21 protein-coding genes are annotated in these 21,727 nt (G+C 66.7%); 6 read left to right on the forward strand and 15 right to left on the reverse strand.

What is annotated here, in order from left to right:
* Positions 1-107 precede the first annotated feature (107 nt).
* Positions 108-1,442: an MFS transporter gene (locus ACQG3P_RS08925; protein WP_068848597.1), complete on the reverse strand. Its 1,335-nt coding sequence runs from the start codon at positions 1,440-1,442 to the stop codon at positions 108-110.
* Positions 1,443-1,620: 178 nt separating this feature from the next.
* Between ACQG3P_RS08925 and yedA the strand changes: the two genes are divergently transcribed.
* From yedA to ACQG3P_RS08940, 3 genes are all read left to right on the forward strand, one after another.
* Entirely contained in the window at positions 1,621-2,523 is a 903-nt protein-coding gene (gene yedA, locus ACQG3P_RS08930; protein WP_426804827.1) for a drug/metabolite exporter YedA, read from the forward strand.
* A complete protein-coding gene (gene rarD, locus ACQG3P_RS08935) occupies positions 2,520-3,434 on the forward strand; it encodes an EamA family transporter RarD (RefSeq protein ID WP_426804828.1) in 915 nt (304 codons plus the stop codon). Before yedA ends, rarD begins: the two co-directional genes overlap by 4 nt.
* Positions 3,435-3,624: 190 nt before the next feature.
* Positions 3,625-4,059: a hypothetical protein gene (locus ACQG3P_RS08940; RefSeq protein ID WP_426804829.1), complete on the forward strand. Its 435-nt coding sequence runs from the start codon at positions 3,625-3,627 to the stop codon at positions 4,057-4,059.
* On the opposite strand, the gene ACQG3P_RS08945 is transcribed toward ACQG3P_RS08940, so the two are convergent.
* On the reverse strand, positions 4,056-5,588 hold the full coding sequence (locus ACQG3P_RS08945; protein ID WP_426804830.1) for an MASE1 domain-containing protein: 1,533 nt from the start codon (positions 5,586-5,588) through the stop codon (positions 4,056-4,058). The genes ACQG3P_RS08940 and ACQG3P_RS08945 overlap by 4 nt on opposite strands.
* A gap of 393 nt (positions 5,589-5,981) precedes the next feature.
* On the opposite strand from ACQG3P_RS08945, the gene ACQG3P_RS08950 reads away from it, so the two are divergent.
* Positions 5,982-6,842: a hypothetical protein gene (locus ACQG3P_RS08950; protein ID WP_426804831.1), complete on the forward strand. Its 861-nt coding sequence runs from the start codon at positions 5,982-5,984 to the stop codon at positions 6,840-6,842.
* 42 nt (positions 6,843-6,884) lie between these two features.
* On the opposite strand, the gene ACQG3P_RS08955 is transcribed toward ACQG3P_RS08950, so the two are convergent.
* The 4 genes from ACQG3P_RS08955 to ACQG3P_RS08970 form a co-directional block, all read right to left on the reverse strand.
* The gene (locus ACQG3P_RS08955) at positions 6,885-8,195 is read right to left on the reverse strand and encodes an ABC transporter permease (RefSeq protein WP_426804832.1); all 1,311 of its coding nucleotides are present in this window, start codon (positions 8,193-8,195) and stop codon (positions 6,885-6,887) included.
* Between the two features lie 11 nt (positions 8,196-8,206).
* A complete protein-coding gene (locus tag ACQG3P_RS08960) occupies positions 8,207-9,364 on the reverse strand; it encodes an ABC transporter permease (protein ID WP_068848609.1) in 1,158 nt (385 codons plus the stop codon).
* 14 nt (positions 9,365-9,378) lie between these two features.
* On the reverse strand, positions 9,379-10,068 hold the full coding sequence (locus ACQG3P_RS08965; protein ID WP_068848611.1) for an ABC transporter ATP-binding protein: 690 nt from the start codon (positions 10,066-10,068) through the stop codon (positions 9,379-9,381).
* A 120-nt stretch (positions 10,069-10,188) separates the two neighbouring features.
* Positions 10,189-11,433, reverse strand: coding sequence for an efflux RND transporter periplasmic adaptor subunit (locus ACQG3P_RS08970; protein WP_426804833.1), 1,245 nt, complete (start codon positions 11,431-11,433; stop codon positions 10,189-10,191).
* A 243-nt stretch (positions 11,434-11,676) separates the two neighbouring features.
* Here ACQG3P_RS08970 and ACQG3P_RS08975 point away from each other — a divergent pair, with 243 nt between their 5' ends.
* Together ACQG3P_RS08975 and ACQG3P_RS08980 are read left to right on the forward strand one after the other, a co-directional pair.
* Positions 11,677-12,867, forward strand: a complete 1,191-nt coding sequence (locus ACQG3P_RS08975) for a sensor histidine kinase (protein ID WP_426804868.1) — start codon at positions 11,677-11,679, stop codon at positions 12,865-12,867.
* Complete coding sequence (locus ACQG3P_RS08980) at positions 12,864-13,466, forward strand: response regulator transcription factor (protein WP_068848617.1); 603 nt, start codon at positions 12,864-12,866, stop codon at positions 13,464-13,466. Before ACQG3P_RS08975 ends, ACQG3P_RS08980 begins: the two co-directional genes overlap by 4 nt.
* 57 nt (positions 13,467-13,523) lie before the next feature.
* Here the strand turns inward: ACQG3P_RS08980 and ACQG3P_RS08985 are convergent, their stop codons facing one another.
* The 9 genes from ACQG3P_RS08985 to ACQG3P_RS09025 all read right to left on the reverse strand — a co-directional run bounded on the left by ACQG3P_RS08985 (position 13,524) and on the right by ACQG3P_RS09025 (position 21,542).
* Positions 13,524-14,066, reverse strand: coding sequence for a cytochrome b (locus ACQG3P_RS08985; protein WP_184126126.1), 543 nt, complete (start codon positions 14,064-14,066; stop codon positions 13,524-13,526).
* Positions 14,063-15,157, reverse strand: coding sequence for a catalase family peroxidase (locus ACQG3P_RS08990; protein ID WP_426804834.1), 1,095 nt, complete (start codon positions 15,155-15,157; stop codon positions 14,063-14,065). Before ACQG3P_RS08990 ends, ACQG3P_RS08985 begins: the two co-directional genes overlap by 4 nt.
* Before the next feature lie 137 nt (positions 15,158-15,294).
* Entirely contained in the window at positions 15,295-16,662 is a 1,368-nt protein-coding gene (locus ACQG3P_RS08995; protein ID WP_354277942.1) for a leucyl aminopeptidase family protein, read from the reverse strand.
* A gap of 23 nt (positions 16,663-16,685) precedes the next feature.
* A complete protein-coding gene (locus ACQG3P_RS09000; protein ID WP_426804835.1) occupies positions 16,686-17,396 on the reverse strand; it encodes an HAD family hydrolase in 711 nt (236 codons plus the stop codon).
* A gap of 44 nt (positions 17,397-17,440) precedes the next feature.
* On the reverse strand, positions 17,441-18,541 hold the full coding sequence (locus ACQG3P_RS09005; RefSeq protein ID WP_068848627.1) for an AI-2E family transporter: 1,101 nt from the start codon (positions 18,539-18,541) through the stop codon (positions 17,441-17,443).
* Between the two features lie 95 nt (positions 18,542-18,636).
* On the reverse strand, positions 18,637-19,107 hold the full coding sequence (locus tag ACQG3P_RS09010; protein WP_217537619.1) for a protein sip-5: 471 nt from the start codon (positions 19,105-19,107) through the stop codon (positions 18,637-18,639).
* Complete coding sequence (locus ACQG3P_RS09015; protein ID WP_184126123.1) at positions 19,104-19,610, reverse strand: phage holin family protein; 507 nt, start codon at positions 19,608-19,610, stop codon at positions 19,104-19,106. Before ACQG3P_RS09015 ends, ACQG3P_RS09010 begins: the two co-directional genes overlap by 4 nt.
* Before the next feature lie 6 nt (positions 19,611-19,616).
* A complete protein-coding gene (locus ACQG3P_RS09020; RefSeq protein WP_068848632.1) occupies positions 19,617-19,979 on the reverse strand; it encodes a hypothetical protein in 363 nt (120 codons plus the stop codon).
* A 135-nt stretch (positions 19,980-20,114) separates the two neighbouring features.
* Positions 20,115-21,542, reverse strand: coding sequence for a Do family serine endopeptidase (locus tag ACQG3P_RS09025; RefSeq protein ID WP_426804836.1), 1,428 nt, complete (start codon positions 21,540-21,542; stop codon positions 20,115-20,117).
* Between the last annotated feature and the right edge of the window lie 185 nt (positions 21,543-21,727).

A 21,727-nucleotide genomic window follows, 5' to 3' on the forward strand; every position in this document is an offset into this window, starting at 1 on the left:
TGGTAGATCACGACCGTTGGTCGTGATCCCCGCGAACCCAAACGAAAAACGCCGGGCAATGCCCGGCGTTTTCTTTTCCCGTGCTGCGGCTGTTCGCCGCTGCCCCGTTACTTCCGCGTGCCATCCAGGTAGTTCGGGCCATGGTTCTTCAGGAAGAACATGTACACCACCAGGGATACCGCGATGATCGCGGTGACATAGATGGCGAAATCGCCCACCCGGTCGGTCTTCAGCGCGCCCTGGTACAGCAGCGGGGCGGTACCACCGAACAGCGAGTTGGCCAGCGCGTAACCAAAGCCCACGCCCAGTGCACGCACGTGGGTTGGGAACAGCTCGGCCTTCACCACCGCGTTGATCGAGGTGTAGCCGGTGAGGATCACAAAGCCCAGGGCCAGGGTCAGGAACGCGATCAGCGGGTCGTGCTGGTTCGGCAGCTCGGTGATCAGGTACCAGCTGTACAGCACGCCGCCCACGCCGAAGAACACCAGCAGGCTCTTGCGGCCCACGATGTCCGACAGCCAGCCGCCAATCGGCTGCAGCACCATCAGGAACGTCAGCACGCCCAGGTTGATCAGCGTACCGGTCATCACGTCGGTGCCGGCGAACGCGCTCTGGATCATCTTCGGCCCGTTCACCGAGTAGGTGTAGAAGGCCACGGTGCCACCGGCGGTGATCAGGAAGCACAGCAGCAGCGGGCGCCACTGGTTCACGAACAGCTCGTACATCGAGCCGGACGCCTTGGCGCGACCTTCGCGCGCGGCTTCGATGGAGTCTTCGCCCAGCGATTCATCCATCGAGCGACGCAGCCAGAACACCACGATCGCAGCCAGGCCGCCGATGCCGAACGCGATGCGCCAGCCCCAGGCCGAAATTTCCGGCTTGTCCCAGAACAGCAGCATGGTGAACAGGGTCAGCTGCGCCAGCACATGGCCACCCACCAGGGTGACGTAGTGGAACGAGGACAGGAAGCCACGGCGGCCCGGGATGGCCGCTTCGGACATGTACGTGGCACTGGTGCCGTACTCGCCACCGGTGGCGAAGCCCTGCAGCAGGCGTGCGAACAGCAGGATCAGCGCGGCCCAGCCACCGATGGTGTTGGCCGTGGGGGTGAGTGCGATCAGGAACGAACAGGCTGCCATCATCGACACCGACACGGTCAGCGCCAGGCGTCGGCCGTAACGGTCGGCGAAGCGGCCGAAGTACCAGGCGCCGATCGGGCGCATCAGGAAGGTGGCGGCGAAGATCGCCCACACGTAGATGGTGGAATTCTTGTCGGCGGCCGAGAAGAACTGCGATTCAAAGTAGACGGCGAATACCGAGTAGACGTAGACGTCGTACCACTCGACAAGATTGCCCGCCGAACCCTTGAGGGTATTGGAGATCGAGCGTTTCAGCGCGGCCTTGTCATTGGCGGGCGCGGCCAGGGTGGGGGAAGTGCTCATGTTGGAAAACGGTCCTCACGGTGGAGCAATGGCAATACTGGTTTTTACCTTACCCCACGTGATGATCGGTGGGCATTGCACCATGTAACTAGGTCCAGCACGACAGCGTGCCACCAGAGGGCATGCCGGGCCGCCGGCAAAGGCCTAGAATCGCCTCTCCCCCGACCGCTGGTCCCGTATGGCCGCCACCCCCGCAACTCCGCAGGTCGCTCCCCGCAGCGGCCTGGTCGTCCTGGCCCTGCTGCTGGTGTACGTGGTGTGGGGGTCTACCTACCTGGGCATCCGTTTTGCCCTGGAAGGCGGGGCGCTGCCCCTGACCACCGTATCCGGCGCCCGCTTCATCGTCGCCGGCAGCCTGATGTACGCGGTGCTGCGCTGGCGCGGCATGCCCGCGCCCACCGGCCGGCAGTGGCGGAACCTGGTGATCATGGGCCTGACCATGCTGGTGCTGGGCAACGGCATGGTGGTGCTGGCCGAGCGCACGGTGTCCTCCGGGCTGGCCGCCACGGCGGTGGCATCGGTGCCGCTGTGGATGGCCCTGTTCGGCGCCATGCGCGGTCAGCACGCCACCCGCGGCGAATGGCTGGGCATCGCCATCGGCTTCCTCGGCGTGGTCTGGCTCAACGCCGGCAGCAGCCTCACCGCCTCGCCGCAGGGCCTGGTGCTGCTGCTGATCGCCCCGATCGGCTGGGCCTTCGGCTCGGTCTGGGCGCGCAGCCTGGACCTGCCCAGCCCGTTCATGACCGCCGCCGGGCAGATGCTGTGCGGCGGGGTGATGCTGGTCGCGCTGGGCCTGGTCACCGGCGAACGCCCGACCACCTGGCCCAGCATGAATGGGCTGCTGGCGGTGGCCTACCTGTGCATGTTCGGCTCCATCGTCGCCTTCACCGCCTATGTGTGGCTGCTGCAGAACGTGCGCCCGGCGCTGGCCGCCAGCTACGCCTACGTGAACCCGGTGATCGCCGTACTGCTGGGCGCGCTGATCGGCCACGAGCATTTCGGCCCGCATGACCTGCTGGCCATGGGCGTGATCCTGGGCGGCGTGCTGGTGCTGACCCTGGCACGGACCCGCCGCAAATGAGCGCTGTGGAACGGACGCCCCTGCAGGAACAGCGCCGTGGCCTGGCCATTACCGCCTTCACCTTCACCCTGTGGGGGCTGGTGCCGGTGTACTGGCACCTGCTCAAGGCGGTGCCCTCGCAGCAGATCATCGCCCACCGCATCATCTGGAGCACCGTGCTGGTGGTGGCCTGGCTGCTGCTGAGCAACGGCACCGGCTGGTGGAAGCAGATTGCCGCCCAGCCACGCGCGCTGCCCACCCTGGCCCTGAGCAGCATGGCCATCGCCTTCAACTGGGGGCTGTACATCTGGGCGATCAACGCCGGGCACGTGATCGAAACCAGCCTGGGCTACTTCATCAACCCGCTGGTGAGCGTGGTGCTGGGCGTGGTGGTGCTCAAGGAGCGCCTGCGCGGCCTGCAGTGGCTGGCGGTGGCGTGCGCGGCACTGGGCGTGGTCTGGCTGACCCTCGACGCCGGCACCCCGCCGTGGATCGCGCTGGGGCTGGCCTGTTCGTTCGGGCTGTACGGCCTGCTGCGCAAGATGATCTCGGTAGACCCGGTAGCCGGGCTGGGCATCGAAAGCCTGTACCTGTTCCTGCCGGCCATCGGTTTCGCGCTGTGGAGCGAAAACGGTCACGGTGGCGCGTTCTTCAGCGGCTGGGGCTGGCGCAACGACCTGCTGCTGATCCTGGGCGGCGCGGTGACGGCATTGCCGTTGATCGGCTTCGCCTATGGGGTGAAGCGCATTCCGCTCTCGCTGGTAGGCATCCTGCAGTACATCGCCCCGAGCCTGGGCCTGCTGCTGGGCGTGTTCTTCTTCCGCGAACCATTCGACACCGCCAAGGCGATCGGCTTTGCCGCGATCTGGACCGGGCTGCTGTTGTTCATCGGCGACAGCCTGTGGCGCTCGCGGGCACCTGCGCGCACCTGACATCCGGCGGCCACGCAGGGCGTGGCTCTACGCAGCCTGTGAACGACCTGCATTGGCGCCGCGCTCCGAACGTGGAGCCATTCCCTACGTGGCTGCGCGACCACGTTTCCGACATTCTTCATGGTGTGGGCCTTTGGGCGCAAATAGCATCGCGCGCATCCACTGATGAAGCCTCTGGAGGTCCACTGTGTTGAAGTTGACTACGCGTTACGTGTGCCCGCTCATCCTGATGATGGCTTCACCGCTCAACGCCTGGGCACTCTGCTGCCCAAGTGTTGGGCAGAAGCCAGCGCGTAGCGGAATGGGCGAGATCCAACCCTCATCAGCCAATCTGAGTCTGGATCGACGTTGGAGCGTACATGCCTTCGAGCGCGACGCCGTCAACTACTTCCAAGTCAGTGACAGTGCCGGATCCATCGAGTTCATCCTGGCAAAGTCAGGCGACACCTTCTGGGTGCTTCCATCTGGCCCAGTCGACACGCAGATATCGCTCCCTTCGGAGGATCGCTACCCACACGTGGCGGATGTTGTGGAGGCTTACCGTGACCATGAGTTCAAACTGCTCGTCAGCGGTCACGGGCCGTCAACCGTGTGGTGGGTTGAGCGTGTATCCGATATTCCCTAGCAGGTGGACGAGTCGGCGAGGAACATCCGGATCCGATCTCGGCGGCACTGAATGGTGCCGCCGTAGGCTTGGGCGCGACCGCTAAGTCGCCCGATCGCCATGGTCATAGTGCTTCGCGAAATGTGGTGTCGTGAATCCAGGACGCCGACAGTGATCACGATGCCCCTGGTAGCGCCGAACTGGCCACAGCGCGCCCGGATCCTCAGTGGGCCGCGCTCGTGCTCCAGAAAGAGGGACACGGCCTCCGTCACTGCACGGTAGGCAGTCAGTTGCAGATCAAGGCTGAGGCGGCATGGGTCGCCGGTGAGGCTTGATCTGGCAAGGCGACCTGTCTGGTCCCAAGCGTCGCCTATACCGCCTACCTGGATGGCGAGATACAACCCTACGTGTTCCATCGTGGTGGGGTAAACCATGCTGGTCTGTTCCCGGAACGTCCGCGAGTGGACAGTCGACACATGGAGCAGATTGGACGCGACATCGTGGTGGCCGTTGCTCCGGAGCCAATCGATGGTGTCGCTCAACGACGCATCCAGGCGCTCGCCGATGCGTCGGAGGCTGTCGACGCGATTGCGCAACTCCTGTTCACCGGCGATGTGGGAGGCGCGCGCGTTGGAGATTGCCTGACGACCCGCCTTCGCATGCAGCAGATACTGATGATAGTAGTCGGTGATCCTCGAGCCCAACGCGAGCAGCGCCGTCCCGGAGAGCGCGGTAACCAACTGCACCTTGAAGGAGTCAAGGTCGAACGATCCGGGAAGCCCGGTCACTGGCGTGCTGATGCGTACGAAGACGTACATCATCGGCATTCCGATGGCCGCCCCCCACCATCCATGGATACAGGTAAGGGCGATGATGGGAGCAACCATGAGTAGCAATATCGCGGCCTTGTGGGCGTACGCATCCTCCGGGATGAGGATGGATGCCACGCCAAGTGCAAGCAGGGAGGCGGCCGCGCTTGTACTGGGGGGCTCTCGCCACGTTGGCCAATCGACCTCCTTGCGTCGACTCCACAGCACCGCCATAGGGGCAATGGTGAGAATGGCGACGTAGTGTCCAAGCATGAACCTGCTGGCAATGACAAAAACATCGCCCGCCGGTGGTGACTGCCAATATGCATGCATCAGCACGAGATTCCCAACGCCGACCGCGAGCGCCGCCGTGGCCGCGATGGTGAGCATCCAAGCTTGCCTCTTGCCCGAAACTGCACGCCGGTGCAGGTAGACGATCAGTGCGACGAGTGGAAACTGATAGGCCGAGGACACCAATACCCATTCAAGCCCGTACGTGCCTACCAGAGGAAGGCGCATTTCGGCGAAGTAGGCGTACTCCCCCAGCAGGAGGTAGGGCCACATGCGAACTGGCGTGATCAGTAATGCGGCCACGCGTATACCGGACGGCAGAAAGAACTGGTCCAGTGAGATCTGTCGCGTTGACCAGCAGGCGATGGCGTAGAGAGTGGCTGCAAGGAGTCCAGCGGGGAGGGTCAGAATCCCCGACTGAATCTTCGTGATCAGTCCGTCGCGCGACATCCATACCCTCCTGTGGTTTCCCGCTGTCGCATTCAGTCTGCGGCGCGTGTTTCTTTCGAGGGCGCGAAAATAGCGGCCGGCGATGGAGGGCGCAACGGGATTGCAGAATTTTCGGACAAGAACGAGGCCGCTTCACTGATTCCGTTGAGCCTCGTCACAGCGTTGGTTTGATCGGCGTCTCAGATGGGCATCGCTGGCGATACAGCTGGGCTGACGCAATGTGCCGTTTGAACGAGCATGAACGACACGCGGTCGTGGTCCAGGGCGCGCCGACCGCATCATTTCAGATGGCGCACACCTGGCGGCGCAATTCGATCCATTCCGATATCCCTGGACACTCCCACGATGCTGCACTCACACCACCCGCGTGTGCGGGCTATCAGGGAGTGGGTAATGAAGAATCTGGGGTGGTTGCTGTTGGCGGCATTGCCATTGCAGGGCATGGCGCAGGAAAAGATTGAAGATCCCGTCGCACAGCCGTGCTACATGTGTACCGATGCTGAGATGTACGCGAAGGCGCGCTCGCTGGGCGTCGGCTCGCACTACGTCTACCAGGCCGCAAGCCAGACCAACATTCAGGGGTTTCAGGTCACCAACGAGAACGGGCAGCTGGTGGCCACGCATTTCGTGCCGGCACCGTGGATACGCACGCAGTACAACGCGCTGATGAAGCTCTACAATGAGGTCCAGGGCGCTTTCGTTGACCAGTGGGGAACGGTGTCGCTGCAGCCACCGGGATCACCGCACGTGATGATGGAACAACCGCAGAGCGACACCCTGCTGTGGGGGCATCACGTCTCCGACCTCAATCCCAGGCGTGAGGAAGCGCGTGAAACGGTACGGCGCATGCTCACCCGCTCAAGCCGCTACGCCTTCTTGAACGCAGATGCCGAGCACGGCCGCATCCTGCGGTTCGAATCGCAGTCCTATGGCGCGTCGCCGTTGATCGCGCAGCTGAAGATCCTGACGTCCTCGCTCGGCTACGTCGAGTTCTACTTCGATTACGAGACACGCCAGTGGGAGTATCTGAACTCGCGGGACTGGAACTGGGTGATCCAGGAAAAAGCGGAAGACTTCCTGTATCCAGACGGCACCGCGCGCAGGCTGCCTTACGAGCGGGCGCTCGCGCCCTACTTCGTGCAGCGGGCCGGCTGGGCGGGCGTAAAAGTCACGGGGACGCCTGCGTTCGGCACCTCCACCGTTGCATACCTCTGTGCCCGGATTGCTGGAAAGATTGAGTGCCGGGCGGAATGATCCATCCACCGTGCCCCTCCGGGGGCACGGTGGTTCCATGCATCAGGTTTCGCGCAACGCCGTGGTTATAGGCAACCGCGCCGCACGCAGCGCGGGGAACAGCCCGCCCACCAGGCCGATGCCCAGCGCCCACTTCAGCCCGCTCCACAACAGCTCGGGCGAGACCTTGAACTGGAACACCACCTGGCTGAAGTTGCTGCCGATGGTGGAGACGCTGTAGCCATTGAAGATCGCCCACGCCACCAGCCCGCCCAGCAAGCCGCCGATCAGTGCCAGCAACATGGTTTCGAGCATGATCGCGGTGACCACCGGCAACCCACGGAAGCCAATCGCGCGCATCGTCGCGATCTCACGCGCGCGGGTGGCCACCGCCGCATACATGGTGTTGAGCGCGCCAAACACCGCACCCACCGCCATGATCGCGCCGATCACCGTGCCCAGCACCTTGATCAGGGTGTTCAGGCCACCGCCCTGTTTGGCGTAGTACGCCCGCGTGGTTTCCACATCCAACTTCAGACGCGGGTCGGCAGCGACGCCGGCCTTGAACTGATCGAACCCAGCCTTGCCAGCGGTGCGCACGCTGATCGACTGCCACGCGCTGCGCTGGTAGGTGTTGGCCAGCGTCTCAGCGTCGGTCCACAGTTCCGAATCATGGGCATCGCCGGAGTTGAACACACCCACCACGGTCCACTGCTGGTTGCCCAGCGTGAGCGACTTACCCACCTCCAGCCCGCGGAACTGGCCCTGCGCGCCCTTGCCGACCACGATCTCGCGCAGGCCGGGTTTGAACGGGCGGCCCTCGGTGACCTTGACCTTGTCGTGCACCGCCCACGCCATTTCGCCCACGCCACGGAACTGCGCGTTGACGTCGGTGCCGTCGCCCTTGGAGACCAGGTTGACCACCTGCGACAGCTCCGGCGAAATCATCGGCCGGCCCTGCGCATCCTTGGCCACGCCGGGCAGGGTGGACAGCAGCGGTACCTGGTCGCGGGTGATCACCGAATTGGTTTCGGCCTGCGAACCGCCGCGCAGCACGATGGCCGTGGTGTCATCGCCGGTGCTGTTGAGCGTGGCCTGGAAGCCCTGGCCCATCGCCAGCATTGCCACCAGCACGCCGACCACGCCGGCAATGCCCACCACCACCACCGAGGACGCGCCCCACCGCTGCGGCAGGCTGGCCACGCCAATGCGCGTGGCGGCCAGCGCCAGCCGCCCGCTGCGGGTGAACAGCAGCCACAACCCCACTGCTACGGCCACGGCCAGCACCCCCGGCCAGGGCAGCATGATCCACACCGCCAGCATCACCGCCAGCAGCAGCACCGACAACAGATTGCTCAACCATTGCTTCCTCATGTCGGTTCTCCTCAGCGGCCCGCCAGGGCATCGACGATCTTCAGCCGCTTGGCGCGCAGCGCCGGCAGCAGGCCCACTACCACCCCGATCAGCAGGATCAGGCCAATGCCCATCAACCAGGTCTGGGTGGGTACGTGCGGCGGCAACAGACCCTGTGTCTTCGGCGCCAGCAGCGGCAGGATGGTCGCGGCCAGGCCCATGCCGATGGCGCCGCCCAGCCCGATCAGCAGCACCGATTCGATCATCACCAGCGTCAGCACGGTGCTGTCCTTGAAGCCCAGCGTCTTCAGCGTGGCCAGTTCGGGCACGCGCTCGCGCACGGCCTGGGCCATGGTGTTGCCGGTGAGCAGCAGCAGGGTGAAGAACACCGCGCCCATGATCGAGGTGACGATCAGGCCGATGTCGGCGAACTGCTTGACGAAGGCCTGCTGGAACGCCGATTCGGTCTGGGTCTTGGTTTCATGGTCCGAATTGGCCGAGATCGCATCGATGGCCTGGGCCACACGCGAGGAGTGGTCCGGGTTGTCCAGGGTGACCGTGAACCAGCTGACCTGGTTCTTGATGTAGTCGTTGCTCTCGTCGAAGTACTTCCAGTTCATCATCAGCTGGCGCTCTTCATTTGCTGCCAGGGTGCGGTCCTTTGACCGGAAGATGCCCACCAGCTGCAGCGGCCAGTCGTTGCTGCCGCCCCGCGGGAAGATGGTGGCCTGCAGCGGAATGGTGTCGCCGATCTTCCAGCCGAACTCCTTGGCCAGCGTTTCGCCCACCACCGCACCGGTCTGGGTGTCCTGGAAGGCCTTGAGCTGTTCGGGCGGCAGCTGGAGTTCGCGGTACACGTCGAAGTAGTTGGGTGCCACCGAGAAGTTGGCGAAGAAGTTCTTGGGGTCCTGGTAGATGCCACCGAACCACATGCCGTAGGTGACGTCCTTCACCCCGGGTACCTGCCGCACCTGCGGCTCCAGCCGGGTCGGCAGCGATTGGGTGATGGACAGGCGCGAGGCTACGATCAGCCGGTTGGCGCCTTCCACGCTGCCGCCCGAACTGAATGCCACGCGCACCGAATCGAGCATGCCAAACAGCAGGAACGCGGCCACCACCGAAAGCAGGGTCAGCAGGGTCCGCGTTTTGCTGCGGAACAGCTGTGCCCATATGAGCGAGAAATATTTCATCGCAGTGACCTCCGTCAGTGGGCCGCAGGTGCCTGTGCAAGCTCACCCTTGTCCAGGTGCACCGTATGGGTGGCGTACTCGGCGGCCTTGGGGTCGTGGGTGACCATGATGATGGTCTTGCCGTGCTCGCGGTTGAGCTGCTGCAGCAGCAACAGGATCTCCTCGGCGGAGGCGCGGTCCAGGTCGCCGGTGGGCTCATCGCAGATCAGGAACGTGGGGTCGGACACGATCGCCCGCGCAATCGCCACGCGCTGCTGCTGGCCGCCGGACAGCTCATTGGGGCGGTGGCTGCGGCGGTCGGCCAGGCCGACCAGGGTGAGCGCGATTTCGGCATTGCGCTTGCGCTGCGCCGCACCCAGGTGGGTGAGCAGCAGTGGCAGTTCCACGTTCTTCTGCGCCGTGAGCATCGGCATCAGGTTGTAGAACTGGAACACGAAGCCGACATGGTGGCTGCGCCAGGTGGAGAGCTGGCCGCCGGACATGCGGTCGATGCGCTCGCCTTCGATCTCGATCTCGCCGCCGCTGGGCGTATCCAGCCCGCCGATGAGGTTGAGCAGGGTGGTCTTGCCCGAGCCGGACGGCCCCATCAGGGCGACGAAGTCGCCGCGCTGGATGTCCAGGTCGATACCGTGCAGCACCTGCACCTTTTCGGGGCCGCGCTGGTAGGTCTTGGTGATGTTGCGGAGCGAAACCAGGGTGGACATGGGTGGTTCTCCGTGATGCGGTGGAAGAAGAAGCCCTGCAGGCAGCCGCGCGCATGCGCGCCGGGCCGGCACGGGAATCGCACATCGTCGGCTCGCGACCCGGTCGCGGCGCCGCCTTGCTTACTGCGCCTGCTTTTCCACGACCGCGCTGCCATCGCGCAGTTCCGGCGGCGGGTTGCTGACCACCTGCTGGCCGGCGCTGAGGCCGGCAGTGACCTGGCGGTCGTTGTTGAGCGCCACGCCCACGGTGACCGGGACCTGCTGCACGCGCCTGTCATCGCCCACCACGAACGCCACCGTCTTCTGGTCGCGCTCGACCAGCGCCGCCGCCGGCACGCGCACGCCCTTGGACGCTGCGGCCTGGGCCGGGGCGGCCGCTTCCAGGAAGCTCACCCGCACGCCCATCTCCGGCACGATGCGCGGGTCTTTGCTCTTCAACGCCACGCGCACCTTGACCGTGGCCTTGCCGCGGTCGGCGGTGGGGATGATGGCGATGACTTCGGCCGGAATCTTCCATTCCGGGTAGGCGTTGAGCGTGGCTTCCACCGGCATCTTCGGCTGCACGCGGCCGATGAAGGCCTCGCCCACGTCCACTTCGATTTCCAGCGAATCCATGTCCACGATGGTGCCGATACCGGTGCGGGTGAAGCCGCCACCGGCCGACAGCGGCGACACGATCTCACCCGGCTGCGCCGCCTTGGCGGTGACCACGCCGGAGAACGGCGCGCGCACGATGTTGTTGTCCACGCCCAGGTCGGCAATGGCCAGCGCGTCGCCGGCCACCTTGGTGTTGCGCTGCGCGGTGCGCAGCTGCGCGCGCAGGCTGTCGCGCTGGGCCATGGCCAGGTCGAACTGCGAGCGCGAAACCAGCTGCTGCCCCACCAGTTTCTGCAGGCGCCCGGCTTCGGCATCGGCCTGGGCCACCTGTGCCTGCAGGCCGGCCAGCTGGCTGCGGGCCGCTTCCAGCTGCGAGGACGACAGGCTGCGCTGGGCGTTGGCATCGATCGGGTCCAGGGTGGCCATGACCTGGCCTTCTTCTACCCGCATGCCTTCCTCGATCATCACCTCGCGAACCTTGCCGGTGATCTTGGCCGACACCGTGGCCATGCGCCGGGCCACCACGTAGCCGCTGGCATCGAGCACCGAGCTGCTGGCGGTGCCCTGCTGGATGGCCACCACCGGCGCGGTGGTCACCTCGATCGGGCGTTCGCGGCCGAACATCACCCAGGCGATACCGCCCAGGATCAGCAGGGCGACAATGGCGAGCACGATCCACAGGCCACGGCGTGGCGACGAAGGCGGCGGGGCGGCGGCCTTCTTGCGGTCGATGCGGAGTTCCTTGAGCAGTTCAGCGGATGCGTTCATCGTGAGTCTGGACGTGGAATCGGGCCGAGTGTGACCGCAACGGGAGTCACGGGCAAACCGGAAGGGGCCGGCTGGGGCACAGGATGCCCGGCCGGCGCGGTTCCGTGCAGTGACAGCTGTCACCTGCCTGGGGTGATGGGGCGTACTGGAAATGCCATCGCCGACCCGGGATCGTATGGGTATGCCGCACCCCACCGGGAAACTGCCATGATCGCGCCTCGCCCCCACGACCGGGAACCCACCATGCCGCCCCGCTGGCTCTCCTCCCTTCTGCGACCTGCCGCGGATTCGGCCGTTGCCGACAACCTGCGCGCCGGCAAGCCGGCCTGGTCCGACGCGGTGCACCTGTTGTGGACCGGCTGGGTGTTCCTCACCCCGATGTTCGGCGGCGGCTACACCCTGACGTGGCTGTGGCTGACCCTGCTGACCTACCCGGTGTTCCTGGCGCTGTACGCCCGCCAGCTGCTGTCGCCGCGCCGGCACGCGCCGCGTTACGCGCTGGCCATGGTGGCCATGGGCCTGGCGCTGCTGCCGTGGTATCCGTCAGGCATCAGCTACTTCATCTTCGGCTGCGTCACCCTGCGGGTGTGCCGCACCGGCAGCGCGTGGCGCTACCTCGGCCAGCTGGTGGTGCTCAACGCCGCCTTCGTGGCGATCGCGCTGTGGGTGGGCTACCACTGGCAGCTGGTGGTTTGGATTCCGTCGATGGCGTTCATCATTGGCGTCATCATCAACGTGGAAAGCACCAACAAGGATCGCGATGCAGCCCTGCAGCTCTCCCAGGACGAAGTGCGACGGCTGGCCGCCACCGCCGAGCGCGAGCGCATCGGCCGCGACCTGCACGACCTGCTCGGTCACACGTTGTCGCTGATCACCCTGAAGCTGGAGCTGTCGCGCAAGCTGTTCGAACGCGATCCCGAACGCGCGCGGCTGGAGGTGACCGAAGCCGAAGCCATCGCGCGGCAGGCATTGTCTGAAGTGCGCAGCGCCGTGACCGGCATCCGTGCCAGCGATCTCGCTGCGGAACTGGCGGCCGCGCGGCTGCTGCTGGAATGCCAGCACGTGCACCTGCACTACAGCCCGCCGCCGCCGATGCCGGCGGAGATCGAACGCGGCCTGGCGCTGGTGCTGCGCGAAGCGGCCACCAACATCGTGCGGCATGCCGACGCGCACCAGGCCTGGGTTGAGTTCAGCCAGGACGGGCGCACCCTGGGCCTGCAGATCCGCGATGACGGCCGCGGCGATGTGCAGGCCGATGGCAACGGGCTCACTGGCATGCGCGAACGCGTGGCTGCGTTGCGTGGCACGCTGCAGGTGCACTCCCCGCGCGGGCAGGGCACCACGGTGGTGGTGCAGGTGCCGCTACCGGCCAGGACCGCCGCGGTCGCCACGGCGCCAAGTGCGCCCCCAATGACCAGTGAGGCACTGCCATGATCCGCATCGTATTGGCCGAAGACCAGGCGATGGTGCGCGGCGCGTTGTCGGCGCTGCTCGGGCTGGAGCCGGATATCGACGTGCTGGGTGCCGCCGCTGACGGTGAGGCGGCCTGGCGGATGCTGCAGCAGCTGCAGCCGGACATCCTGGTCACCGATATCGAAATGCCGGGGCTGTCCGGGCTGGAGCTGGCGCAGCGCATCGCCCGGCATGCGCTGCCGATCAAGGTGGTGATCGTGACCACCTTCGCGCGTTCCGGATTCCTGCGCCGCGCACTGGATGCCGGCGTGTGCGGTTACCTGCTCAAGGACGCACCGGCGGAGAAGCTGGCCGATGCACTGCGCCAGGTACAGCACGGTGGCCGTGCCATTGACCCGCAGCTCGCACTCGATGCGTGGTCGCAGGCCGACCCGCTCAACGACCGCGAACGCCAGGTGCTGCGCCTGTCCGGCGACGGCCGCTCGGCCAGCGAGATCGCCACGCAGCTGGGGCTGTCGCATGGCACGGTGCGCAACTACCTGTCCGAATGCATCGGCAAGCTGGGCGTGGCAAACCGCATCGAGGCCTACCGCCTGGCCCGGCAGAAAGGGTGGTTGTAACCACCCACGGTGGCTACAACCAGCCGGTAGCACACGACCGTTGGTCGTGTGCCCTTGTCAACGGTCTCCTGGGCCCTTCGCCATCGCCTGGAACACCCCATCCCTGCGCACCCACAGGTGGAACAGCGCCGCACTCAAATGCAGCACCACCGTGGCGAACAACACATAGGCCAGCAGGCTGTGCGCGCTGCGCAGCGCGGCGTACAGCGCCACGTCGTGCGGCAGGATCGGCGGCAGCAGCACGCCCTTCCACATCTGGATCGGGTAGCCACCGGCCGACAGCATCGCCCAGCCCACCAGCGGCATGGCCAGCATCAACCCGTACAGAACCCAATGCGAGGCATGCGCGGCGGCCGCCTGCCACGCCGGCAGATCCGCCGGCAGCGGCGGTGGCCGATGGCGCAACCGGTTGATCAGCCGCACCAGCGCCAGCAGCAGGATCGCGATGCCCAGCGGCCGGTGCAGGTCCACCAGCATCGGTCGCCAGTGCAGCGAGGCCACCATGGTCACGCCGACGAACAGCATGGTCAGGATCAGCACCGCCATCAGCCAGTGCAGCACGCGCGCGGTGAGGTTGAAATGCCCGGCATCACGGCTCATTGCGCCTTCTCCTTGCCACTGGCCAGTTCGCGTTCGCGGCGGTTGAACGATTCGGAATACACCGCCGAACGCGCGGCCAGGATCGGGTCATCGCTGCCGGCAATGCCGCTGGGCAGGATCAGTGGATCGAAGTTGAGGTTGTTGCAGGCACCGCCGGCCTGCGGCTGCAGCGCGGTCAGGGTCAGCGTGCCCAGCTTCACCTGGCGGCGGTCTTCAGGCCACGGAATCGAGGGGTCGTTCACCGCATCGCCGGCTGTGGCAATGGTCGCCCACATCTCCCACTGCACCGGCCCGTTGGCCAGGCGCTGCTGGAACTCATCGCTGAGGTAATCCAGGCTGGCCTGTTTGCGCTGCTCGGCATCCATGGCTTCGAACGGTGCCAGCGGGCGCATGCTCCAGCGCACCACTTCGGTGTGGCCGTCGGCGTTGGTGAAGCGGAAGCTGTTCACGCCGTTGTAGGTGGTGTTGGCCCAGCTGGTGGACCACGGCGCGGTCTTGGCCCATTCGCCGAAGGCCTTCGCCGATGGGTACTTGGCTGCAATGGCTGCCATCTTCGCCGGGTCCGGCTTGCCGGTGGCCGGGTCGGGAATGCCGGCGCGGGTCTGTTCCAGGAACGCCTCGGTGGTGGGCACGGCGAAGAACGGGAAGCTGTTCATCGCCGTGCGCCATTCCTGGCCGTCATCGCTGACCAGCTGCAGCGCCATGCTGCGCACGCGCGCATTGGCGTCTGCACCGTGAGGATCGCCGCCGCCGATCGACAGGCGGCCCAGCACCGGTACCTGCTGCTGGCGGAACACCCGTGCCGCGCTGAGTGCGGCCCCTTGCGGGGTGCCCTGGAAGCTGCCGCTTACGCACGCGCCCTTGCTGTGCGCGCGGCGGAAACCGGGGTGGTTGGCGCCGGTGGCTTCGATGGTGTCGGTGAAGGTCTGCACGGTGACGCGGTCGCGGCCCAGCCAGCCGGCCAGCCAGGCGAAAGCCAGCACCAGCACGCCGGCAATCAACGCGATCAGCGCGATCCACAGCAGCGGGGAATGCGGGGGGCGCGGGGCATCCGGCTCACGGCCGGCGCGGGTATAGCGGAAGAGCGACATGGGCCGTTACCTGCCTTCTCGAACGTGAGGGGGTGGGTGCGGCCATGGTGTCAGAACCCCGGTCGCCCGGATATTCACATTTTCGACAAGATTCAACGAACGATCCCCGCCGGGGCGGGGATCGGTTCGGTTCGGCGTTACGCGTATCGCGTTTTCAACATCGACCACGCCGAGCGCAGCGCCAGGGCCTCGCCACCGGCCGGGCGGCCCGGGCGTTCGCCATCATTCCAGGCGTACACATCCAGGTGCGCCCAGGCCTGGCCTTCGGCGATGAACCGCTCCAGGTACAGCGCCGCGGTCACCGAGCCGGCCATGCGCGAACCGGCGTTGGCCAGGTCGGCAATGCCGCTGTGCAGGTAACGCAGGTACGGGCGCCACAGCGGCATGCGCCAGACCGGGTCGCGCGTGGTTTCGCCGGCCTGCAGCCACTGCTGGGCCAGGCTGTCGTTGTTGCTGAACAGCGCCGGCAGGTCCGGGCCGAGCGCGATGCGCGCCGCACCGGTGAGCGTGGCGAAATCCAGCACGATCTCCGGCTGTTGTTCGCTGGCGTAGGTCAGCGCATCGCACAGCACCAGCCGGCCTTCGGCATCGGTGTTGTCGATTTCGATGCTCAGGCCCTTGCGGGTGGCGATCACTTCGCCCGGGCGGAACGCATCCGGGCCGATCGCGTTTTCCACCGCAGCGATCAGCAGGGTCAACTGCACCGGCAGCTCCTGGGCCATGATCAGCCCGGCCAGCGCCAGCGCGTGCGCGGCGCCGCCCATGTCCTTCTTCATGTTGCGCATGCCGTCGGCCGGCTTGATGTCCAGCCCGCCGGTATCGAAGCACACGCCCTTGCCCACCAGCGCCACGTGCGGGCGGCCGGCCTGGCCCCAGCGCAGCGCGATCAGGCGCGGCGCGCGGTGCGAGGCGCGACCCACCGCGTGGATGGCCGGGAAATTCTGCTCCAGCAGCGCGTCACCGGTGATCACTTCGCACTGGCCACCATGGGCGGCGGCCAGTTCACGCGCGGCGTCTTCCAGCTGCTGCGGGCCCATGTCTTCGGTAGGGGTGTTCACCCAGTCGCGCACGCGCAGGCTCGCGGTGATCACATCGCGCACTTCGGCGGCCGGGCTGGCTACCAGCTGCGCCGGCGCGCGGTTGGGCTTGCGATAGCGCGCGAAGCGGTAGCTGCCCAGGCCCCAGCCCAGGTGCAGCAGGGTTTCGATGTTGGCCGGCAGTGCATTGGCCAGCTGCCAGACGGTGCCTTCGGGCAGGGCGAACGGGGCGTGTGCATACGCATAGGCATCGCCCGGGTCGCCCACGCCGACGATGGCGCCGGCCAGGCCGTGTTCGCCCGGCAGCAGCACCACGCTGCCACCGCTGCCGTTGAAGTGCTGCGCATCCAGCCAGGCAACCAGGGCCGGGCTCTGCTGCGCGCGCCACGCCGCGAACTGTTCGCGCTCCATGACATGCAGCGGCAGGGCGTTGGCCGAATCGGTGGTGAAGCCGGTGATCTGGGTCATGCGGGGTCGTGCTCCGTTCGTGGTCAGGCGGTCTGTGCCGATGCGTTCGCATCGAGCCAGTCGGCCAGCCCGGTCAGGGTGTCGAACTGCAGGTCAGGCTGCAGCGAAGGATGGTGCCAGGTGTGTTCGACGCGGTTGATCCAGCAGCCACGCAGGCCGGCCTGCATCGCGCCCACTACGTCCATTTCGATGTGGTCGCCCACGTGCAGCACCTGCGCCGGAGGCACGCCCAGGCGCTCGCAGGCGGCGTGGAAGATGCTGGCGGCCGGCTTGGCCGCGCCGTGTTCGCGCGAACCCAGCTGGAAGGCGAAGTGGTGGTCCAGCCCGATCCGGGCCAGGTCGGCGTTGCCGTTGCTGAGCGCGGCCACCGGCACCCGGGCGGCGATGCGGGCCAGCGCGTCCACCGCATCGGGGTAGAACTCCACCTGGTTGCGGGCGGCGTAGAACGCCTCGTAGGCCGGTTCCAGCAGGGCCAGGTCTGCCCCGCTGTTTTCCAGCGCCTCGCGCAGGGTGAGCCGGCGCAGGGCGCTCAGGTCGTAGTGCAGGTGCGGGTTATCGCGGAAGGAGCGCTCACGCAGTTCGCGCATCGCCGCCACCGGGTACATCGCGGCGGTGGCGGGGCTGTGCTGGAGCATCCACTCGTACAACACCTGGTCGATGCGGGCGCCGATAGGGGCGAACGGCCACAGGGTGTCGTCGAGGTCGAGGGTGATGGCTAGGACGGGAAAATTCACCCGTCCATTCTACTCCTGTGGGGTCAGCCACGCAGGGCGTGGCTCTACTCCAGGAGCTTGGCCCACCCCTGGGTGCCGTCCAGGCGCGCCAGCACCAGCTTGATGCAGACCAGCAGGGGGACCGACAGCAGCAGGCCCACCATGCCCCACAGCCAGCCGAACACCATCAGCGCCAGGATCAGGATCAGCGGCGAAATCGCCATCTGCCGGCCCAGCACGATCGGGGTCACCACCTGGCCTTCAATGGTGTGCAGGGCCAGGTAACACGCCGCCGGCAGCAAGGCATGGAACGGGTCGCTGAACTCCACGAAGCCCATCAGCAGCATCAGCGTCACCCCGATCAGCGGGCCCACGTAGGGTGCGAAATTCAGCAGCGCCGCCACCGTGCCCCACAGCAGCGCTTCCTGCAGGCTGATGCCCAGCAGCAACAGCACCCCGGAGAAAATCAGCCCCACCAGCGTGTTGATCACGGTGATGGTCAATACATAGCGCGAGACCTCACGTTCGATCGAACGCAGGATGTCAGTAGTGAACCGCTGCTGCTGCCGGCTGGGGAACAGCGCGATGGCATGCTTCTGCAGGTTCTGCCCATAGATCATGAAGAACAGCGTCAGCAGCACCACCGCCAGCACGGACGCGGCCAGGCGCGGCGCCCGGGTCAGTACCTTGTACGGGTCATCCAGCTGGGTGCGCACCACCTGCACCCGGCGGCTGCCCTCGCCACCCGCCACGCGCGCGAAATTCTCCGCCGCCTGGTTGGCCTGCTGCACCGGCTTGGTCAGGTTCTGCACCTGCCGGGCCACCTTGCGCAGCTGCTGCGGGGCTTCCTGTGCCCATTCCATCGCCGGGCCCACCAGCTGCACGCCCAGCGCGGCCGTGCCGCTCAACCCCACCCCGATCACCAGCACCGCCGCCAGGAAGCGCGGAACCCACAGCCGGCCCAGCAGGCGCAGGATCGGGTTGCCGACCAGCGCGAAGAACATGGCCAGCAGGATCGGCAGGATGATTTCCTGCGCGGCCCACAGAGTGAACGCCACCGCCAGCATGGCCAGCACCACCAGCGACATCGGCGCGCGCGGGCGCGGCGGGGGCGGTACCGGTACCGGCAGGGGAGCGTCGGCAGGGGAGGGCGCAGGAACGCTCATGCAGGTCGCACGCTGGAGAGGAGACGCATTATTGGGCAACCCGGGTGCGTGCGGCGTGTGGAATGGGAGGGCCGGCCAACGGCCGGCGCTACCGGTTAACGTTCGGAAACGTCGGTGGCCGCTTCCGCTGGCAGTGGCTGCGGCTGCGCCGCCTCCTGCGTAGCGGTCACCCGGGCCCGTGGCGCAGGGGCAGGGGCGGCGGCCCGAGCCGGTGCTGCAGGTGGCGTCGGGTCGACCGCTTCATCCACCTTGTCCGCGGCCTGTTCGGCGGTTTCGGCCGCCTCATTGGCCTGCATCGAGGCGAACGCCGCCTGTGCGCTGGCCATCAGGTTGGACACCGAACCAATCATCTGCAGCCAGCGGGCCCCGTGGAAACGGGTGCTGCCGGGCTCCAGCTTGCCGGCCAGGAAACCACCGGCAAGGCCCACGCTGATGATGCGCAGTGGGGTCCAGCCTTCGCGCCAGGCCTGGCTGAGGGTGAACCAGCTGCACTGGGTCTGGTCGACCCGGATCGAGACCACCTGTTCAGCCCGCTTGACGCGGTGGCGAAGGGCTTCGAACTTCATGGCGTACGCTCCGGTGCCCGCACATCCGCATCGGGATCGTCTTCGGTGGGCTCATCGAACAGGCCCAGCCGCGACAACTGGCGGCGGGTGGCATGCATGCCGGTGTGGCGGAAGAAGAACGACACCCGCCAGATGGCGTAGCCGGTCATCGCCAGGCTCACCAGCGAGGTGATCAACAGCGAATGGAACCAGGACAGGCCCCAGCGCTGCATCAGCGCAATCAGCGTGCCGGCCAGCAGCAGCCAGGCTGAGGCGCCGAACACGATCGCCACCCCGCTCCACGCCAATGCCCGACCGAACGCACTGCGTGCCAATGCAAATTCAAAAGAGGCCAGCCGACGCAGCGAACGCAGCGTGTGCTTGGCCGAATCCACGGTTGCGCGGCCAGCCTGGCCGACCTCGCGGATGCTTTCATCCAGGCGCGGCGCGCGCTGCCCGGCATCGCCCTCGGGTGGAGGCGTTGCCGCCCCACCGTCAGGCGTCGACTGTGCTTGATCGCTCACGCCGACTTACTTGTCGCCGCTGCGGGCAAGCTTGGCGATGATCCAGCCGGCGGCAAACGCCACGCCGAACGAGGCCAGCGGGCGCTCGCGGATCAGCTCGGCGGCGCTGTCGACCAGGTCCTTGCCCTTGTCCATCAGCGCATCGACCTGTTCCTTGGCAGCAGCACCGCCGAATTCAGCAGCAGCCAGCCCGGACAGTGCGGTGTCGGAGAGTTCGGCCTTGACGTTGGCCTTGCCGATACGCAGTTCGTCGGTCGCCGCGCCGGTGGCGCCCTTGATCGCGCCGCCGGCAGCGGTGGCAGCCGACTTCAGGTGCGAACCGGCTTCACCCAGGTGTTCCTTGAGGTTTTCGGTATTGGTGGGGCTCATCGTGTATCTCCGTAGTAAGCGATGGGGAAGGTGACCGCAGGCCATGCCGGTCGAAGCGAACTGAAGGTAATAGCACTGGCAGGGTGTAGAGGGCGTCAGCTGGTGTGATCCGCGCGCGAAGGTTGCCTGACCGGTTCAGCGCATCTCCAGTTCGCCGCGCGCATTGCCGCGCACCACGCGCAGCACCAGCTGCTGCGGGCGCTGCTGGAAATTGGCGCGCCAGCTGGCCAGGTCGGCGAATTCACCCACGCTGGCCTGGATGATCAGATCGCCGGCGACCAGGCCCGAATTCGCCGCGCGGCTGCCGCGCTTGACCTCGCTGACCATGACCCCGCTGCTGCCGGCCTGGCGCAATGTCTCGGGCAGGTCGACGAAGGTGGCGCCGCTCAACCGCGGGTCCAGCGATTCACCGGCAACCGCGCGCGGCTGCTCCTTCAGCGTGGCCTTGAACGTCAGCGGCTTGCCATCACGGCGCACCTCCAGTGTCAGCGCGCTGCCCACCGGCTGCAGACCCTCCACGTTGTGCAGCGCCACCGCGCCATCGACCCGCTGGCCGTTGGCCGACACCACCACATCGCCCGGCTTCAGCCCGGCCGCAGCGGCGCCCGAACCGGCCAGCACGCGGGTGACAAGCGCGCCACGCGCTTCGCTCAGGCCCAGGTTCTGCGCCAGCGCCTGGGTGAGGTTCTGTGCTTCGATGCCCAGCGTGCCGCGCACCACCACGCCATGCTTGATCAGCTGGTCCACCACATCGCGCGCCAGGTTGGTCGGAATGGCCAGGCCCAGGCCGATGTTGCCGGCCATGCTGCCCTGCGGGTTGAAGCTGGCGGTATTGATGCCCACCAGCTGGCCCTGCAGGTTGACCAGCGCGCCGCCGGAGTTGCCCGGGTTGATCGAGGCATCGGTCTGGATGAAGTTCTGGTAGCCCAGCCCGCGGATGCCGGTGCGGCCCACCGCCGAGACGATGCCCGACGTGACCGTCTGGCTGAAGCCGAACGGGTTGCCGATGGCCACCACGAAATCGCCCACGCGCAGCTGCGTGCTGTCGCCCAGCGGCAGTGCGGTGAGCTTGTCGGCCGGAATCCGGATCAGCGCAATGTCGGTGTCGCGGTCCGAACCGAGGAACTCGGCCTTGACCGTGCGCCCGTCCGACAGCGTCACCTGCACGTCGTCGGCGTTCTCGATCACGTGGTGGTTGGTCAGCACCAGGCCTTCGGCCGCATCGATGATGACGCCCGAACCGAGCGATTCGTTGATACGCTCCTGCGGCACTTCCGGGAACAGGCGGCGGAAGAACGGGTCGTTGAAGTACGGGTTGCGCACCCGCACCACCTGCTTGGTATTGACGCTCACCACCGCCGGCATCACCCGCTCCAGCATCGGCGCCAGCGAGGGCACCGGCTGGCCGGCCACCGACGCAGGCAGCGCAGCGGTCGCCGGAATGGCCGGCGTGGCCGGCGCCGCTTCAGCGCGGTTGTCCAGATGGGCGTTGATGGCGGAAGCGACAAAGCCTCCGAAGGCGGCGGCAAGCGCGAGCGTGAGCAGGGTCGGGAGCGGTCGCATGGGAGTCCGGTGGGCGGAGAACACGTATACGGTAAATCAAGCTGAACGAGTCTGTGCGCTGCCGGCTAAACCGGCGATGAAATCGAGCCGGCCACCGCCGCCCCTGCGACCTTCCGTGCCGTTGACACGCCCCCGTGCCGGCGTAAGCTGGATCCAGGCCGGCCACTAGATGTTGCGTTGCCGAC

It is taken from the genome of Stenotrophomonas sp. SrG, assembly GCF_050031795.1.
Classification (GTDB): domain Bacteria; phylum Pseudomonadota; class Gammaproteobacteria; order Xanthomonadales; family Xanthomonadaceae; genus Stenotrophomonas; species Stenotrophomonas rhizophila_A.

Bases quoted from the DNA above. Each gene is read 5' to 3' on its own strand.
- ACQG3P_RS09020 (WP_068848632.1), bottom strand. From the start codon at position 19,979: ATGAGCCCCACCAATACCGAAAACCTCAAGGAACACCTGGGTGAAGCC.
- ACQG3P_RS08960 (WP_068848609.1), bottom strand. From the start codon at position 9,364: ATGAAATATTTCTCGCTCATATGGGCACAGCTGTTCCGCAGCAAAACG.
- ACQG3P_RS08945 (WP_426804830.1), bottom strand. From the start codon at position 5,588: ATGTCGCGCGACGGACTGATCACGAAGATTCAGTCGGGGATTCTGACC.
- rarD (WP_426804828.1), top strand. From the start codon at position 2,520: ATGAGCGCTGTGGAACGGACGCCCCTGCAGGAACAGCGCCGTGGCCTG.
- yedA (WP_426804827.1), top strand. From the start codon at position 1,621: ATGGCCGCCACCCCCGCAACTCCGCAGGTCGCTCCCCGCAGCGGCCTG.
- ACQG3P_RS08950 (WP_426804831.1), top strand. From the start codon at position 5,982: ATGAAGAATCTGGGGTGGTTGCTGTTGGCGGCATTGCCATTGCAGGGC.
- ACQG3P_RS08985 (WP_184126126.1), bottom strand. From the start codon at position 14,066: ATGAGCCGTGATGCCGGGCATTTCAACCTCACCGCGCGCGTGCTGCAC.
- ACQG3P_RS08965 (WP_068848611.1), bottom strand. From the start codon at position 10,068: ATGTCCACCCTGGTTTCGCTCCGCAACATCACCAAGACCTACCAGCGC.
- ACQG3P_RS08980 (WP_068848617.1), top strand. From the start codon at position 12,864: ATGATCCGCATCGTATTGGCCGAAGACCAGGCGATGGTGCGCGGCGCG.
- ACQG3P_RS09010 (WP_217537619.1), bottom strand. From the start codon at position 19,107: ATGAAGTTCGAAGCCCTTCGCCACCGCGTCAAGCGGGCTGAACAGGTG.
- ACQG3P_RS08975 (WP_426804868.1), top strand. From the start codon at position 11,677: ATGCCGCCCCGCTGGCTCTCCTCCCTTCTGCGACCTGCCGCGGATTCG.
- ACQG3P_RS08990 (WP_426804834.1), bottom strand. From the start codon at position 15,157: ATGTCGCTCTTCCGCTATACCCGCGCCGGCCGTGAGCCGGATGCCCCG.
- ACQG3P_RS09025 (WP_426804836.1), bottom strand. From the start codon at position 21,542: ATGCGACCGCTCCCGACCCTGCTCACGCTCGCGCTTGCCGCCGCCTTC.
- ACQG3P_RS09005 (WP_068848627.1), bottom strand. From the start codon at position 18,541: ATGAGCGTTCCTGCGCCCTCCCCTGCCGACGCTCCCCTGCCGGTACCG.
- ACQG3P_RS08995 (WP_354277942.1), bottom strand. From the start codon at position 16,662: ATGACCCAGATCACCGGCTTCACCACCGATTCGGCCAACGCCCTGCCG.
- ACQG3P_RS08925 (WP_068848597.1), bottom strand. From the start codon at position 1,442: ATGAGCACTTCCCCCACCCTGGCCGCGCCCGCCAATGACAAGGCCGCG.
- ACQG3P_RS08955 (WP_426804832.1), bottom strand. From the start codon at position 8,195: ATGAGGAAGCAATGGTTGAGCAATCTGTTGTCGGTGCTGCTGCTGGCG.
- ACQG3P_RS08970 (WP_426804833.1), bottom strand. From the start codon at position 11,433: ATGAACGCATCCGCTGAACTGCTCAAGGAACTCCGCATCGACCGCAAG.